At 63.6% G+C, this 15,445-nt stretch carries 17 protein-coding genes, 1 other RNA gene and 1 pseudogene; 9 read left to right on the top strand and 10 right to left on the bottom strand.

From position 1 onward, the window contains the following. Positions 1–109: 109 nt before the first annotated feature. The 4 genes from PQR53_RS11970 to PQR53_RS11955 form a co-directional block, all read right to left on the bottom strand. Entirely contained in the window at positions 110–568 is a 459-nt protein-coding gene (locus tag PQR53_RS11970) for an EVE domain-containing protein (protein ID WP_408453484.1), read from the bottom strand. Positions 569–664: 96 nt separating this feature from the next. Then, a non-coding RNA gene (ssrS, locus tag PQR53_RS11965) (6S RNA) lies at positions 665–846 on the bottom strand. 94 nt (positions 847–940) lie between these two features. Then, on the bottom strand, positions 941–1,252 hold the full coding sequence (locus tag PQR53_RS11960) for a cell division protein ZapA (RefSeq protein WP_179736680.1): 312 nt from the start codon (positions 1,250–1,252) through the stop codon (positions 941–943). Beyond that, positions 1,249–1,605: a hypothetical protein gene (locus PQR53_RS11955; protein ID WP_063495050.1), complete on the bottom strand. Its 357-nt coding sequence runs from the start codon at positions 1,603–1,605 to the stop codon at positions 1,249–1,251. Before PQR53_RS11955 ends, PQR53_RS11960 begins: the two co-directional genes overlap by 4 nt. Before the next feature lie 629 nt (positions 1,606–2,234). Between PQR53_RS11955 and PQR53_RS11950 the strand changes: the two are divergent. The 7 genes and pseudogenes from PQR53_RS11950 to PQR53_RS11920 all read left to right on the top strand — a co-directional run. After that, positions 2,235–2,433, top strand: a pseudogene (locus tag PQR53_RS11950) (TonB-dependent receptor); the annotation flags it as partial. Between the two features lie 27 nt (positions 2,434–2,460). Next, complete coding sequence (locus PQR53_RS11945; RefSeq protein ID WP_408453480.1) at positions 2,461–3,516, top strand: FecCD family ABC transporter permease; 1,056 nt, start codon at positions 2,461–2,463, stop codon at positions 3,514–3,516. Next, on the top strand, positions 3,513–4,352 hold the full coding sequence (locus PQR53_RS11940; protein WP_408453477.1) for an ABC transporter ATP-binding protein: 840 nt from the start codon (positions 3,513–3,515) through the stop codon (positions 4,350–4,352). Before PQR53_RS11945 ends, PQR53_RS11940 begins: the two co-directional genes overlap by 4 nt. Positions 4,353–4,386: 34 nt before the next feature. Next, positions 4,387–5,448, top strand: a complete 1,062-nt coding sequence (cobT, locus tag PQR53_RS11935) for a nicotinate-nucleotide--dimethylbenzimidazole phosphoribosyltransferase (RefSeq protein ID WP_408453474.1) — start codon at positions 4,387–4,389, stop codon at positions 5,446–5,448. 108 nt (positions 5,449–5,556) lie between these two features. Then, positions 5,557–6,333, top strand: coding sequence for an adenosylcobinamide-GDP ribazoletransferase (locus tag PQR53_RS11930; protein WP_408453471.1), 777 nt, complete (start codon positions 5,557–5,559; stop codon positions 6,331–6,333). Continuing rightward, on the top strand, positions 6,318–6,908 hold the full coding sequence (cobC, locus tag PQR53_RS11925; protein WP_408453468.1) for an alpha-ribazole phosphatase: 591 nt from the start codon (positions 6,318–6,320) through the stop codon (positions 6,906–6,908). The genes PQR53_RS11930 and cobC overlap by 16 nt, the downstream gene beginning before the upstream one ends. 240 nt (positions 6,909–7,148) lie before the next feature. Beyond that, the gene (locus PQR53_RS11920; RefSeq protein WP_408453465.1) at positions 7,149–8,531 is read left to right on the top strand and encodes a Fic family protein; all 1,383 of its coding nucleotides are present in this window, start codon (positions 7,149–7,151) and stop codon (positions 8,529–8,531) included. Between the two features lie 28 nt (positions 8,532–8,559). Here PQR53_RS11920 and PQR53_RS11915 read toward each other — a convergent pair whose 3' ends face one another. The 4 genes from PQR53_RS11915 to cobU are packed head-to-tail and all read right to left on the bottom strand — an operon-like array spanning position 8,560 to position 11,987. Next, positions 8,560–9,471 (bottom strand): cobalamin-binding protein, encoded by a 912-nt coding sequence (locus PQR53_RS11915; protein ID WP_408453462.1) that lies wholly within the window; start codon positions 9,469–9,471, stop codon positions 8,560–8,562. Further along, complete coding sequence (gene cobD, locus PQR53_RS11910) at positions 9,468–10,505, bottom strand: threonine-phosphate decarboxylase CobD (protein WP_408453459.1); 1,038 nt, start codon at positions 10,503–10,505, stop codon at positions 9,468–9,470. Before cobD ends, PQR53_RS11915 begins: the two co-directional genes overlap by 4 nt. Further along, positions 10,498–11,433 carry an adenosylcobinamide-phosphate synthase CbiB gene (gene cbiB, locus PQR53_RS11905; RefSeq protein ID WP_408453456.1) on the bottom strand — a complete coding sequence of 312 codons (936 nt, stop codon included), beginning with the start codon at positions 11,431–11,433 and terminating at the stop codon, positions 10,498–10,500. Before cbiB ends, cobD begins: the two co-directional genes overlap by 8 nt. Beyond that, positions 11,433–11,987, bottom strand: coding sequence for a bifunctional adenosylcobinamide kinase/adenosylcobinamide-phosphate guanylyltransferase (cobU, locus tag PQR53_RS11900; RefSeq protein ID WP_408453453.1), 555 nt, complete (start codon positions 11,985–11,987; stop codon positions 11,433–11,435). The genes cbiB and cobU overlap by 1 nt, the downstream gene beginning before the upstream one ends. Before the next feature lie 242 nt (positions 11,988–12,229). On the opposite strand from cobU, the gene PQR53_RS11895 reads away from it, so the two are divergent. After that, entirely contained in the window at positions 12,230–13,699 is a 1,470-nt protein-coding gene (locus PQR53_RS11895) for a cobyric acid synthase (protein ID WP_408453583.1), read from the top strand. Positions 13,700–13,725: 26 nt separating this feature from the next. On the opposite strand, the gene PQR53_RS11890 is transcribed toward PQR53_RS11895, so the two are convergent. Beyond that, positions 13,726–14,145, bottom strand: coding sequence for a PaaI family thioesterase (locus tag PQR53_RS11890; protein WP_408453450.1), 420 nt, complete (start codon positions 14,143–14,145; stop codon positions 13,726–13,728). Positions 14,146–14,354: 209 nt separating this feature from the next. Between PQR53_RS11890 and PQR53_RS11885 the strand changes: the two genes are divergently transcribed. After that, the gene (locus PQR53_RS11885) at positions 14,355–14,993 is read left to right on the top strand and encodes a ParA family protein (RefSeq protein ID WP_408453581.1); all 639 of its coding nucleotides are present in this window, start codon (positions 14,355–14,357) and stop codon (positions 14,991–14,993) included. Between the two features lie 61 nt (positions 14,994–15,054). Here the strand turns inward: PQR53_RS11885 and panD are convergent, their stop codons facing one another. Continuing rightward, positions 15,055–15,441: an aspartate 1-decarboxylase gene (gene panD, locus PQR53_RS11880; protein ID WP_012432059.1), complete on the bottom strand. Its 387-nt coding sequence runs from the start codon at positions 15,439–15,441 to the stop codon at positions 15,055–15,057. Positions 15,442–15,445 lie beyond the last annotated feature (4 nt).

Raw genomic sequence — 15,445 nt, 5'->3', positions numbered from 1 at the left:
ACCTTAGCTTGGTTCCCTAATTTGACGTTTGCCTTTATCGCACGCGCGGATTTTCCGCATGATTCACGCCCCATTCAAGCGACGATGGGTCGTATGCGCGTATGCACCGTCAAACAAGACGTTTGGTGATGAAGCGCCATTCGGCTTCGGTCACCGGCGTGATCGACAGGCGGTTGCCTTTGGCGAGCACGCGCATGTCCTTCAATTCCTCATGCTCACGCAACGCGGCAAGCGGAATCAACGGGATCTTCTTCTTGAACACCACATCGACTAGCAGCCAGCGCGGTGTTTCCTGCGACGACTTCGAGTCGTAGTAGGGGCTCTTCCTGTCGAACTGAGTCGGGTCCGGATAGGCGGTTGACGATACCTCCGCGAGCCCCGCAATGCCTGGCTCGGGACAACTCGAGTGATAGAACAGCACACCGTCGCCGACCTGCATCACGTCGCGCATGAAGTTGCGCGCCTGATAGTTGCGCACGCCAGTCCACGGCAACGTGTGATGCGGTGCGTGGGCGAGATGGTCGATGCTTGCTTCGTCCGGTTCGGACTTCATTAGCCAGTAGCGCATGAATCGAATTGAACGTTAAGAGGTTGAAGGTGCAGGAAGAAAAATCGAGGCCCAAAGAAAAAACGGCACCGAACCGAAGTCCGATGCCGTTTGAATAGGGTCCCCGCCTTAGCCGCTAGGCCGGCATCCTGAACCGGGGGTTCAGAATTGGTCGCAGTTAGCAGCACTTCGGGTACATCAGACAGAGTGACGCGCACACCCGTGCTACAAATTTCCACAACCGTGCACATGGCATTGGTTCAAGGAATATATGACCTTGGCGAACCAGGCAGGGAAGTCAAACCGATTGAATTCAAAACGTTTGCATGAGTCTTCGCTCATGCACTTCGCTTGAATCCGCAGCCGATCTCAGGACCGGCTGCAAGATACTTACTACATGCTGTACTGCTGAATCACAGTACCCAGTTGTTCGTTCATTTGATGCATTGTACGCCGGATTTCTTCTGCGGGAAATGCTTCTCCGTGCCGCACGCTCGTTTGCAGCTTAAGCAGTTCCGATGCCAGCGACAGCGCAGCCATGACGGCAATGCGATCCGTGCCGCGCACATTGCTGTTGTTGCGGATCTTCGACATCTCGGCGTCGACACGTGCGACCGCTTCGAGCAGCGCGCCTTCAGTTTCGGGCGAGCAGGCAAGGCGATAGGGCACCCCGAGAATCGATACTTCGATCTGCTTGGTGGTCATGCATTTTCTCCGTGGCGGGTGACGTCGCTCTCCGCTTCGACCTCATGCGGCGCGGTCTCGAGCAGATCGAGCTGATTGTCCGGCTCGTTGTGCGCGCGAGCCCGCGGCAGCTTTTCGAGGATCGCGTTCAGGCGCACCTGTGCGTCGTCGATCTTTGCCGACAGCGCGTCGCGTTCTGCTTGCAGCGCATCGCGCTCCTCGCGCATCAACGCGAGTTCAGTGCGTGTGGCCTCTGCTTCGGCACGCGTTTGAGCGAGCTGATCTTCGAGCGCGAGCCGCGCTTCATTGTGGCGCTGGCTGATCGCGATCAGCTTGCCGATATTTTGTGAAAGTGTTTCGAGTTCGGTGAGCATCTGCTGCGTCCTCTAAAGACATCGCATTTTAGCGCGGAATATCGCAGGTTCCGACAATTGTCTCGTTTCGAGACGTAACAACATCGCTTTGTGCAGGCTTTTATCGACCTTATGATGAAAAACGATGCGGGCATCGGACAATAACCTGCACATAACAGAACGGATCGCGTGCAGATTAACCATTCTTGACGGACCCGAAGGCCACTCCTAAACTGGCCGCACTTTGGTGCCCCGTGCTTTCCAACGTGCGCTCAGTGCAGTGCGCACGTTCGGCTCGTTCTGTTGAACGGAAAGCAGGGCACGCCGTTCGCATGACCGCGCGAACCCGCGCTGTCCTCGCGACGGTAAGCGAGCGCATTCGGCATGCAGCACGCAGATCGATTCTGATCGCGTGTTTTGAAGCTTAACGTGCGAGTGTGCCACTGCGCGCCACGCGTGGGAAGACGGAATCGATGTGTCGCCAGCCTCGATGTCGGCCAAAGGGAGAGGGGCGTCCCCGCGCAAACGTAAAACAGCGGGCGCTTCCACGGTTGCCTCCGTGGTTGACTCTGCGGGTGCCTCCGCGGGCGCCTCATTACGCATCCGCCGGCGGCGAAGCGGGCCGGGCACGCTACCCACGACTCGAATACGTTGGCGGTAACCGCGAAAATAGCAGCGGTACGCTAAGCGGCCATGGTGTGGCGAATCTGCCGGCGCGCGACAAAATCAAGAAGGCGTGGTACGTGGCCTCGCAAATCCAGAACCTGTTGAAAGGACTATGAAACGGCCTACTCGTATCACTCACCGCGGCGCGGTGCGTATGTCGCGGTCGGTTGGCCGCAGCAGTGATGAACGTACTTCCATGAGAACGTGCCGATGAGCCGCAGCTCGAGCCCGCTGCCCACAACTACGCTACGCGTGATGAGCGCGAAGCGCGCGGCCGCGATCTGGCTCGTACTCGCGGGAATCGCGCTGCTGGTGCTGCTGGCGTCGCTCGCGCTGGGCAGTGTGTCGCTGGCGCCTGCGCGGGTAGTGGCGGCGTTGCTGCCGGCGCATGCCTCGCATGTCGAGTCCGCCGATCTTGCCGGCGAAATCGTGCGCACGCTGCGTTTGCCGCGGGCGGTGGCCGGCTTCGCATGCGGCGCATTGCTTGCGCTCGCGGGTGCCTTGCTGCAAGTGCTCTTGCGCAACCCCTTGGCCGAACCCTATGTGCTAGGTGTGTCGGGCGGCGCGGCGAGCTTCGCGCTGGTCGCGATGATCGCCGGTTGCGCGTGGTGGATCGTCGAGGCCAGCGCGTTCGCCGGGGCCTTCGTGTCGATTCTGCTGGTGCTCGGACTCGCACGCCGCGAGTTGTGGCGCGGCGAGCCGCAGGATACGTCGCCGCGTTTGCTGCTGACCGGCGCGGTGATCGCGGCCGGTTGGGGCGCGCTCATTACCTTGCTGCTCAACCTCGCGCCGGACAACCGTCTGCGCGGCATGCTGTTCTGGTTGACCGGTGATCTGAACGGCGGCGCGATGCCGTGGACGGCGCTCGCGGTGCTCGTCGTCGTGCTTGTGGCGATCGTGCCTGTTGCGCCGCGTCTGAATGTTCTGCTGCGCGGCGACGCCGCCGCGCAGGCGCTCGGCGTCGCCGTGATGCCGCTGCGCCTGCGGGTGTATCTGGTGGCGTCGCTGGCGGCCGCGGCGGCCGTGACGACAGCGGGCACGATCGGTTTTGTCGGCCTGGTGGTGCCGCACATGCTGCGGCTTGCGTTCGGCAACGATCAGCGCATGCTGCTGCCGGCTGCGGCGCTCGGTGGCGGTGTCGCGGTGATGGGCGCGGACCTGATTGCGCGTACCGTGATTGCACCGGCGCAATTGCCGGTCGGCGTCATCACGTCGATTGTCGGCGTGCCGGTGTTTCTGTGGATGCTGTTGCGCAAACGTCGATGATGAACGCCTATAACGCCCAGCATGCGGCGCTCAGCGCGCAACGTCTGACCCTGCGCGCGGGCACGCGCACGCTGCTCGACACATTCACGCATACCTTCTATGCAGGCGAGATCTGGTGCATTGCCGGACCGAACGGCGCGGGCAAGACGACACTGCTGTCGACACTCGCGGGGCTGGCGCAACCATCGGCGGGTCATGTCGAACTGGACGGCGTGCGTCTCGCCGACTGGCCGCCGTTGCCGCTCGCGCAGCGTCGCGCGCTGATGCCGCAAAATGCCGCGGACGCCTTCAGCGCCAGCGTGCTCGATATCGTGATGCTGAACCGCTTTCCCCATCTGACCGGCTGGGGTTGGGAGGGCGAGGCCGACCACGTTGCCGCGCATGCCGCGCTGGACGTCTTGGGCCTTGCGGCATTCGCTGCGCGCGACGTGTTGTCGCTTTCAGGTGGCGAACGTCAACGCGTGGCTCTTGCGTCAGTATTGTGCCAGGAGGCGCCGTTGTTGCTGCTCGACGAACCGCTCTCGCATCTGGACTTGCATCACCAGATCGATTGTCTCGAAGCATTGACGGCCTGGACCCACGAGCCTCGGCGTACAGTGATGTTTTCGTGCCACGACCTGAACCTCGCGCGCCGCTTCGCGACCCATGCGTTGCTGCTCGACGGCAACGGCGGTGCGTATGCCGGACCGGTCCACGACGTGCTGACGCCCACGCTGACCAGCCGCGCGTTCGGCTATCCGTTGATTCTGATTCGCGACGGCGAGCATGAGGCGCTGATTCCCGCGTCGCGCTCGCGTCATCAATCGCCTGCCGCTAATGACACACCGGCAGGCTAAGCGTTTTAACAAACACTCTCTTTCAGAAACCTCTATGACTTCTTTGCCAGGCTTGCAGGGATTGACCGAAGTCGAACCGCTCGATCAGACGCTGCGTGCCGACCTGCAACACATCATCGATACCAAGACCAAGCCGCCCGGCAGTCTCGGGCGGCTCGAGACGCTCGCTCGCCAGATGGGGTTGATCCAGCGCACGACGCACCCCACGGTCGAACGTCCGACAATGATCGTGTTTGCCGGCGACCACGGAATTGCGCACGAAGGCGTGAGTCCTTATCCGCAAGCGGTGACCGCACAAATGGTCGCTAACTTTGTCGCGGGTGGCGCGGCGATCAATGCTTTGAGCCGCCTGTCCGGCATCGAGCTCGAGGTGGTCAACTCAGGGATTGCGACGGCGCTGCCGTCGGCTGACGGTCTCATCGACATTCCGGTTGCGGCCGGCACGCGCAACTTCGCGCACGAGCCGGCCATGACGCGTGAGCAGGCGCTTGCCGCGATGCAGGCGGGCGCGGCTCGCGTGCGGCATCACGCGGCGCTCGGCACCAATGTGATCGGCTTCGGCGAAATGGGCATTGCGAATACATCGGCGGCCGCATGTCTGATGAGCCGTTTGTGCGGCGTGCCGATCGACGAATGCGTCGGCCGTGGGACCGGTCTCGACAATGCAGGCCTCGCGAAAAAGCGCAACGTGCTCGCATCCGCGCTCGCGCATCACGCTGTTTCCACCGATCCGCTCGACGTGCTCGCCACCTTTGGTGGCTTCGAAATCGCGATGATGACGGGTGCGTATCTCGCTGCCGCGCAAGCCCACATGACGATCCTCGTCGACGGTTTCATCGCGACCTCGGCGTTGCTGGTGGCCGATGCGTTCGCACCGGCCGTGCGTGAGTATTGCGTGTTCGCGCATGCGTCGAACGAGGCGGGGCATCGGCGCATGCTCGATCATTTTGGCGCGCTGCCCTTGCTCTCGCTCGATATGCGTCTGGGCGAAGGCACCGGCGCGGCGCTCGCGGTGCCGTTGCTGCGCGCGGCAGTGGCGTTCGTCAATGAAATGGCGAGCTTCGAATCGGCCGGTGTCGCGAATCGCGATGCGTAAGCCGCTATACGAAGCGTCGATATCCGAGGCGCTTTCATATGAAGTGCCTTCGTACGAGGCGCTTTCATACGAGGCAGCCCCTTACAGAAACGTGCGCCTCGCTCACTCATGAACCCGCTCGCGGAACTGCGTTATTTCTTCACGGCGCTTGGCTATTTCACACGCGTGCCGGTGCCGCGTTGGGTCGGCTATGAGCCGCACTATCTGAATGCGGCGGCGCGATATTTTCCGCTCATCGGTCTATTGATCGGCGGATTGAGCGCGCTGGTCTATCTCGCTGCGTTGCATGTCTTCCCGGCCGGCGTGGCGGTACTACTGTCGATGGCGGTGTCGCTTCTCGTCACCGGTGCATTTCACGAGGACGGACTCGCCGATTGCGTCGATGCGTTCGGTGGCGCCTATACACGCGAGGACGTGCTGCGCATCATGCATGATTCGCGCATCGGTGCGTTCGGTGCCATCGCGCTCGTGATCGTGCTTGCATTGAAGTGGCAAACGCTCGCCGCGCTGCCGCCGCTGCGTGCGGCAAGTCTGATAATTGCCGCGCATGCGGCAAGCCGCGTGTTTGCAATCAGCTATCTGGCCACGCTCGACTACGTGCGCGCCGAGGGCAAGGCCAAGCCGGTCGCGCAGCGCTTGAGCGGCCCCGCGTTGCTGTGCGCGACGGTGTTCGGTTTGCCGCTCCTGCTCTGGCCGAACGGACCTGGTCTGCCGGATTGGCGCTTCGCCGGGGTGACATTCGTCCTACTCGCGGCGTTGCGATTTGCCATGGGCCGTTACTTCGTCAGACGCATTGGCGGCTACACCGGCGACTGCCTCGGCTTTGCACAACAGATCTTTGAATTGAGCATCTATCTGCTGGGGCTCGCATGGATATCGTCCTGATTCGCCATCCCGCCGTCGCGCTCGATTCGGGCGTGTGCTATGGCCATAGCGACGTCGCGCTTGCCGAGGATGCCGAGGTGTCCTCAACCGCGCTTGCATTGAAACTCGCCACTTTGCAGGTGCCGGCGCCGCGCGTGTTCATGTCGAGTCCCTTGATGCGTTGCTCGGCGCTCGCCGCTGCGATGGCGGGCGATTTCGGTTGCGCGCTCAGCCATGACGATCGTCTGAAGGAAATGAACTTCGGTGCCTGGGAGCAGCAGCGCTGGGATGCTATCGATCGCGCGTTGCTCGACGATTGGGCCGCGAACTTCGAGCACGCGCGCGCGCATGGCGGCGAGAGCGTCGCGCAATTCGTCACGCGGGTGCGGGCGTGGTTCGACGCATTCGCGCAGACGCGGGAGTTGTCGCCGGCGTATGTGGTCACCCATGCCGGTGTGATGCGGGTCATTGCATCGCTGGTGCTGGAGGTGCCGCTGGAGCGCTGTCTGCGATGGTCGCTGGAGATGTCGGGGATCGTCTGGCTGCGCAGGGACGAGGAGGCGCAGCAGTGGTCATTGGTGAGGTGGAATGCGTGACGGATCGGTTTTCGTTTGCCGCCTCCCTCGAATTGCGTCAGTCTCGGTCTTATTCGTGACACATTTTCTAAAAATCTGTCACGAATACCGAAATCGCGCCACTTTTAGACCGAAAAGTGGCGCGATTAACCCGAATCGTGCCACAATGCCACGAGAAAGTGGCGCGATTAGAGTTTATCGCGCCACATAGGCTCAAGGGTGGCGCGCATGAACAGCAGCGGTATCAGGCAGGAATTGGATTTGATTGAGCAACTCATCGCGGCAAGCGATGAGGGGCGGGGCGTTCGCGCGCTTGCCGCGGCGCTTGCCGCGCGCCGCCATCCCATGCAGCGCCGCACGCTGCAACGTCGTCTCGACGTCCTGCTCGACGCGGGCCGGATCATCTCGGAAGGTGCTGGACGGGCCGTCGCCTACAAGCAGGTCTTAGCCTCCAGCGCGGCTGTTTTCCCTGCCCAGGTTGGCGCCGGCGCAAGCACTTCCGGCGAGTCTTACGTGCCCGTGTCGAGTGCGGGTCTCGAGGTGCGCGCGGAAGTGAACAGGCCGCTGCAAGAGCGCCGGCCGGTCGGCTATAACCGCGCGTTTCTCGAACGCTATCGCCCGAATCAGGATGCGTACCTGTCGCCAGCGCAGCGTGCACGCCTGCACGAATGGGGCCGAACGTCGGCGGATGTCAGGCCGGCAGGTACGTACGCGCGCGACATCCTGAGCCGGCTTCTGATCGATCTGTCGTGGGCCTCCTCGCGGCTCGAGGGCAATACCTACACGCGGCTCGATACCGTACGGTTGATCGAACAAGGGCACATTGCGGAAGGCAAAGACGCTCAGGAAACGCAGATGATCCTGAATCACAAGGCCGCGATCGAAATGATCGTCGAGAGCGCGGACGAAGTGGGCTTCAATCGATTCACCGTCCTGAACCTGCACGCGATTCTCTCCGATAACCTGATGTCCGACCCCTTCGCCAGCGGCCGTTTGCGCGCGCGCGAAGTGGAGATCAGCGGCACTGTCTTTTTTCCACTCGCCGTGCCACAGCAGATTGCGGAATGCTTCGAGGCGGTATTGAACAAGGCCGCCCAAATCGACGATCCCTTCGAACAGGCTTTCTTCGGCATGGTGCACCTGCCGTATCTGCAGCCGTTCGAAGACGTCAACAAACGGGTCTCGCGCCTGACCGCGAATATCCCGCTGATCCGGCAGAATCTGTGTCCGCTGTCGTTCATCGACGTTCCCGAAAAGGCCTACGTGGACGGCACGCTCGGTGTGTACGAAGCCAATCGCGTCGAGTTATTGCGCGACGTATTCATCTGGGCATACGAGCGCTCGTGTCAGCGTTATCTGGCGATTCGACAATCCGTCGGCGAGCCGGACGCGTTCCGCCTCAAATATCGCAATGCGTTGATCGACGGGGTACAGGAGGTGATTCGCGGCGGTCTTGCCGGCACGCGTGGCGAGATCGAAACGCTGGCGCGGAACCTGGTGGGCGCGGACGATATGTCCTCGTTCATCGACGCGATCCAGTCCGATCTCGATCATCTTTACCTTGGCAACGTCGCGCGTTACCGGTTGCGGCTTTCTGAATTCGAGCGCTGGCCGTTCAAGCGCTCCGAAACGACCTCGCGCTGACGCTTGAATTCCGGTTTCGCGACGTGCATCACTGCGCGCCGTCCTTTCTCCGCGAGCGCGCCAGCTCCAGGTCCTCGCACATCTGCTTCGCCCCTTGCGCAATCCGTGGGGCCGGCCGGTTGATCAGATCGCCGTCGATGGCGAACAGATTGTTGTTCGCGACCGCTTTGAGGCTCGGCCACGCGCGCCATGTGCTGAGTTGCGGCAAAGTCGTGTCCGGTTTGGTCGCGCCGGGCGCGGCAGTGAAGATCGCTTCCGGATTGGCTGCGAGCACCGCTTCGGTCGAGATGGTCGGCGCGAGCGGCTCGAGTTTCGCAAACACATTGCGGCCGCCGCAGAGTGCGATCACATCGCTCACCATATGCTCGCCGTTGAGCGTCATCAACGGTTGATCCCACACCTGATAGAACACGCTGACCGACGGCCTGCTCGCATACTGCGTGCGCAATCGCGCGATGTCCCGACGGTATGCCGCGGCGGCGGCATCCGCGCTCGGCGAGGTGCCGAGCAATTGCCCCAGCCTGGTCAGCGACGTGGCAACGTCGTCCAGATGATGCGGCTCGCTGAAGAACAGCGGCACATGCATCTCGCGCAGCCGATCGAGCTGGCGCTGCGCATTGCCGTGTCGCCACACGACGATCAGATCGGGCTTCAACGCGACGATCCGTTCGAGGTCGAGCGCCTTGTTGTCGCCGACGCGCGGCAGTTGCTTCGCTTCAGGCGGATAGTCGCTATAGGACACGGCGCCGACCAGTTTCGCGCCACCGCCCGCGGCATACAGCAGTTCGGTGACGTGTGGCGCGAGACTGATGACGCGTTGCGCCGGTGTGGGCAAGGTGACGGTTGCGCCGGTGTCGTCGATGACGGTGATGGCGGCGTGCGCATGCAGTGTGCCCGCGAAAAGCGCGGCGGCAATCGCGCAACGTAGTCCTCGAATCATCGAACTGCCTCGCGCAAACCTGCTCCAAGACGCGCCCATTCCGCTTCGCTCGCCGGCAGCCCGAAGCGCACGCTGCCCGATGCCGCGAAGAGTCGTGTCCACACACCGCGCCGCGCTAACGCTTCATGCACCGCGGCGGCGCGCGCGTCGTCGGTCCACGCGAAGAGCGGCGTGCTGCGCGCGGCGAGGCCGTGTGCATGCAACAGACTCACCAGACGGGCGCTTTCGGCGGCGAGGCGCGTGCGCGTTTGCTGCTGCCACGCCGTGTCCTCGAATGCGGCTTTGACGGCGTGACGAGCCGGCCCGCTGACAGTCCACGCGCCGAGCGTACGGCCCAATGCATCGAGCAAAGGCGGTGCACCGAGTACGAAGCCCGCGCGCACACCGGCGAGCCCAAAGAATTTGCCCGGCGAACGCAGCACGATCAAGCCGTCGCGATGCGTGTTTGCCGCGAGTGACGCCGCAGGCATCGTATCGGCGAAAGCCTCGTCGACGAGCAGGCTGCCGCCGCGCGCACGGAGTTGTGCGTGCCAGTGCAGCAACTTGCCGGCGCTCAGGTGCTCCGCAGTCGGATTGTTCGGATTCACCACGACCACGTGCGTGAATGTCTCGGGCAGGGTGTCCCAGGTCACATCCAGTGGCGCGGCCTGGTGTCCGGCCCGCTCGAAGGCGGGCGCATATTCGCTATACGTGAGCGGCGCGATGCCAACCTGAGCACGTGGCAAGAGCGAGGGCAGCGCGCGGATCGCCGCCTGGCTCCCGGCTACGGGGAGCACGTGCGCGGCATCGGGCGCGCCGTAGTAATGCGCGGCGCAGGCCGCGAAGCCGTCGCCTTCGTCGGGCAGGCGGCGCCAGGCATCGGCGGGAACCGGCGGCACCGGATAGCCGTGCGGATTGATCCCCGTCGACAGGTCGAGCCATTGCGCGTAGGGAATGCCGTAACGCTCAGCCGCTTCGTGCAGATTGCCGCCATGAATCACCACGGTGGGCGCGGCGCCGGAATCGGCTGTGTGACCCGCCATTCGATCAACCATGAAAGGGCACACTCAGCAAAGCCAGCACGATCAGCACCGCCAGCCAGAGAATGACCGTGCGTTCGACCAGTATCAACGCCGCCGTCACATGCGTGGCCTGCGCGGCGTGTCCGAAGCCGAGCGTCGGTCTGTGTTCCAGCGCGCCGTGATACACCGCGGGGCCACCGATCAATACGTTCAGACTGCCCGCGCCCGACGCCATGACCGGTCCGGCGTTCGGACTGTCCCAGCGCGGCGCCTGTTCGCGCCAGCAACGCAGCGCCGTGCGCGTGTCGCCGAGCAACGCATAGCTCACCGCGGTGAGGCGCGCGGGAATCCAGTTGAGCACGTCGTCGATCCGCGCGGCGGCCCAGCCAAAACGCAAATAGCGCGGCGTGCGGTAGCCCCACATGGCATCGAGTGTGTTGGCCAGACGAAAGCCCAACGCGCCCGGCCCGCCCGCGATCGCGAACCAGAACAGCGCGCCGAAAATCGCGTCGTTGCCGTTTTCGAGTGCCGATTCGACGGCGGCGCGCGAGAGCGCCGCTTCGTCGGCATGAGCGGTTTCGCGCGACACGATGCGCGAGGTCAGGAGACGCGCTTGCGCCAGATCGCGTCGCGCCAACGCTTGTGCGATCGGCGCGATGTGATCGTGCAGACTGCGCGCGCCGAGGGCAAACCACAGCAGGACGACATGCACCGCGCAGGCCCAAAAAAACGGCAGCACGGCGACGAGCCACCAGGCGATCAACACCGGCGGCATGACCGCCAGCGACCACGCGAGCAGCCCTTTGAGCCGCAAGCGCCGGCCGGTGTTGTAGCGCGTTTCGAGGCGCGCCGCCCATTTGCCGAAGCCGACCAGCGGATGCGCGGTGCGCGGCTCACCGAGCCAACGGTCGACGGCGACGCCCGCCGTTGCCAGGGTAACGATCAGCGGAAGCGACAGCATTACGCGCCGCCTGCTGTTTTCAAGGCGAGCGGCAAGCCTGCGATCATCATCGTGACCTGGGTGCTCAACGCGGCGATGCGCTGGTTGAGCCGCCCGAGTTCGTCGACATAGAGACGGGTTTCAGCGCCGAGCGGGACGACGCCCAAGCCGATTTCATTGCTGACCACGATGATCTTGCCTTTGGCGTTGATGAGCGCCGCTTCGAAAGCGGCAAAGTGCGCGTGATAGTGCTCGATTGGCAAACCGTCGCCATCAGGAGGGCATAGCAGGTTGGCGAGCCACAGTGTCAGGCAGTCGATCAGAATGCAGTGGCCGGGCGCGTCGATCCGCGCGACGGCGCCGGCGAGATCGAGGCCCGTTTCGAGCAACTGCCAATGCGCCGGGCGCCGCTCGCGATGATGCGCGATACGCGCGCTGAATTCGGCGTCGTCAGCCACGCGCGCGGTGGCCACGTAGGTGACGGGAAGGGCACTATGGTTTGCCAGTTGTTCGGCGTGCACGCTCTTGCCCGAGCGGGCGCCGCCGAGAACGAAGGTGAGGTCGCGGGAAATCATCGCGTGATTGTACCGGCGTGCAGTGCGTGCCGACACGATGGGATAATGCCGGCTTCAAATCGCTGCGTTGCCGCTTCGTGGCTGTACGGCGCCGCCGCGTACGGCGAGATCCTTGCCGCCAGATTGCGCGCTGCGCCGCGGCGTCACTGCCAGCTTCACTGCCTATCCACCGCCGAGTCCGACATTCCGTGACCACCACTTCGACCCCGCATGACGCTGTACCCGTGCCGCGCGGCACGCTGATGATTCAGGGCACCACGTCCGACGCCGGCAAGAGCACGCTCGTCGCGGGTTTGTGCCGGCTGGCGCGACGCGCCGGCGTGCGGGTCGCGCCGTTCAAGCCGCAGAATATGGCGCTCAACAGCGCGGTGACGGTCGACGGCGGCGAGATCGGCCGCGCCCAGGCTTTGCAGGCGGTGGCCGCGGGCATCGCCGCGCACACCGATCTGAATCCCGTGCTGCTCAAACCGACGAGCGACCGCGGCGCGCAAGTGATCATCCACGGCAAGGCGCGCATGAATCTCGATGCGCGCGCGTATCACGACTACAAGCCGGTTGCGTTCGAGGCCGTGCTGGAATCGTATGCGCGGCTCCAGGCGGCATATGACACGATCTTCGTCGAAGGCGCGGGCAGTCCCGCCGAGATCAATCTGCGTGAGCGCGATATCGCCAACATGGGTTTCGCTGAAGCGGTCGATTGTCCGGTTGTGTTGGTGGCCGACATCGATCGCGGCGGGGTGTTCGCGCATCTGACCGGTACGCTCGCGTGTCTGTCGGAAAGCGAGCAGGCGCGGGTGCGTGGCTTCATCATCAACCGCTTTCGTGGCGACGTCGGTTTGCTCAAGCCCGGGCTCGACTGGCTCGAAGCGAAGACCGGCAAGCCGGTGCTCGGCGTCGTGCCCTACCTGCACGGTCTGACGCTCGACGCCGAAGACATGCTGCCGGCCGAACTGCGCGCCGCGCATAGCGGCCAAAGCGACGAGGCGGCCCGGATGCTGCGGGTGGTCGTGCCGGTGTTGCCGCACATCAGCAACCACACCGATTTCGACGCGCTGCGCGCGCATCCTCAGGTCGATTTTCATTATGTGCGAAGCGGCACGCCGCCTCCGGCCGCCGATCTGATCATCTTGCCGGGCTCGAAGAATGTGCCCGGCGATCTGGCTTTTCTGCGTGCGCAGGGCTGGGATGCGGTGCTGCAACGGCATCTGCGCTATGGCGGTCGTGTAATCGGGATTTGCGGCGGCATGCAGATGCTGGGGCGCGAAGTGGCCGATCCGCACGGCGTGGAAGGCCCGCCGGGAACGAGCGCGGGACTCGGCTGGTTCGATTATTCGACCGTGTTGACGCGTGAAAAGACGCTTAAGAACGTGACGGGGCGCCTTGCGTTGGCGGGTTCGCCCGAGGTCGCCGGCTACGAGATTCACATGGGTGAGACGCAAGGCCCGGCGCTGAACTCTCCCGCGCTGCAATTGGGCGAAGCGCCAGACGCTCATCCCGACGGCGCGATCTCGGCCGATGGCCAGATCCTCGCCACCTATGTGCACGGCCTGTTCGACACGCCGGCCGCGTGCGCCGCATTGCTCGCGTGGGCGGGGTTGAGCGATGCCGCGAAAGTCGACTATCCGGCGTTGCGTGAGGCTTCGCTGGATCGTCTGGCCGACACGCTCGCCGAGCATCTCGATCTGTCGAAGCTGTTTGCTGCGATTGGGTGACGAAGGTCCGCGCCCGCATCAGTCAGTCAATACAACACCATCTGCGTGCAGCGAAACAGCGCGATCGTCCTGCCGTTCGGATCGGTGACGGTGGCGTCCCACACCTGCGTGCTGCGCCCCAGATGCACGCCCTTGGCGACCGCGCGGATCGTGCCCTGCGTCGCGGTGCCGAGAAAATTGCTTTTCAGCTCCACGGTCGTGAAGTTGCGCGCCGTCTCGGGCAGGTGCGCGAGGCACGCATAGCCGCACGCGGTATCGGCGAGACCGATCACGGTGGCGGCATGCAGAAAGCCGTTCGGCGCCAGCAATTCATCGCGCACGGTCAATTCCGCGCTCAGGGTGCCTTGCTCCAGCGCCAGAACATGCACGCCCAGCAAGCCGGGCAGCGTGCCCTTCTGGCGCTCATGCAGGCGCTCGACGGTGTATTCCTGGCGGAGTTTGCTCATGAGATTCGGGTCCTCGATGGAAAAACAGGGGGATAGGGCGGTCAATTAGCCGTTTGGGGGCTTCGGCCCCGGTGGATTTGTCGATATTATCAACGGCTGGATCGGCGGGTGAACCTGAAATGGCACGAATCAGGACCCGCCCGTGCATGTCGGAGCAAACAGCGCGGCAAACCGGCTGGCGGCGCCCAGCCTTCTTTCCGGGAGAATTCATGACGGTGATCGTGGTGGCGAATCCGAAGGGCGGCGTGGGCAAAAGCACGCTGTCCACCAATCTGGCGGGCTATTTCGCGTCGCTCGGGGAATGGGTCGCGCTGGCGGACCTCGACAAACAGCAGTCCGCGCACGCGTGGCTGTCGCTACGGCCCGCTGCGCTGCCGCCCATCGAGACCTGGGAGGTCGATCCGGAAAACCCCGCCAAACCACCCAGAGGTCTGGAACATGCGGTGGTCGACACGCCAGCCGGGTTGCACGGCAACCGTCTGAGTATCGCGCTGGATCTGGCCGACAAGGTGATCGTGCCGTTGCAGCCTTCCATGTTCGATATTCTCGCCACCCAGGAATTTCTCGAGCGGCTGGCGAAAGAGAAGGCGGTCAGAAAAGGTGCGATCGAGATCGGCGTCGTGGGGATGCGCGTCGACGCGCGCACGCGTTCAGCGGAGCAGTTGCATCGTTTTGTCGAGGGATTGAAGCTGCCGGTGCTGGGCTACCTGCGCGACACGCAGAACTACGTCCAACTGGCAGCGCATGGCCTGACCTTGTGGGACGTCGCAAAAAGCCGCGTGGAGAAGGATCTGGAGCAGTGGCAGCCGATCATCGAATGGACCAACGGCGCCGGCAAGAAGGCTTGAGGTGAGCTTGTGGGCGGCTCGAGGCCGCCCGCCGCCTAAAACCGCGCTGTGAACGACAGGCTCAAGTCCAGTTCTGGGTCGGCACGTGATCGCGGCTGCCCTTGATCTTGTTGTTGTCGTCGACGAACACCAGATCCGGTTTCCAGCCTGCCTTCAGCTCCGCTTCGTCCACCACCGCGAACGCCGCGATGATCACCAGATCGCCCAGTTGCGCGCGCCGCGCGGCCGAACCATTCAGCGAAATCATGCCGCTGCCGCGTTCGCCCTTGATCGCATAGGTCGAAAAACGCTCACCGTTGTTGATGTTCCAGATGTCGATCCGCTCGTTTTCAACGATGTTCGCGGCTTCCAGCAAGTCTTCGTCGATCGCGCACGAACCTTCGTAGTGCAGTTCGCAGTGCGTGACCGCGACGCGATGGATTTTCGACTTCAGCATGTTGCGTTGCATGACC

Origin of the sequence: Paraburkholderia fungorum (assembly GCF_046027605.1) — a bacterium.
GTDB classification, from domain to species: domain Bacteria; phylum Pseudomonadota; class Gammaproteobacteria; order Burkholderiales; family Burkholderiaceae; genus Paraburkholderia; species Paraburkholderia fungorum_F.
Note: the sequence above shows the minus strand (reverse complement) of the source record. Positions and strands in the feature narration are given on the sequence as shown.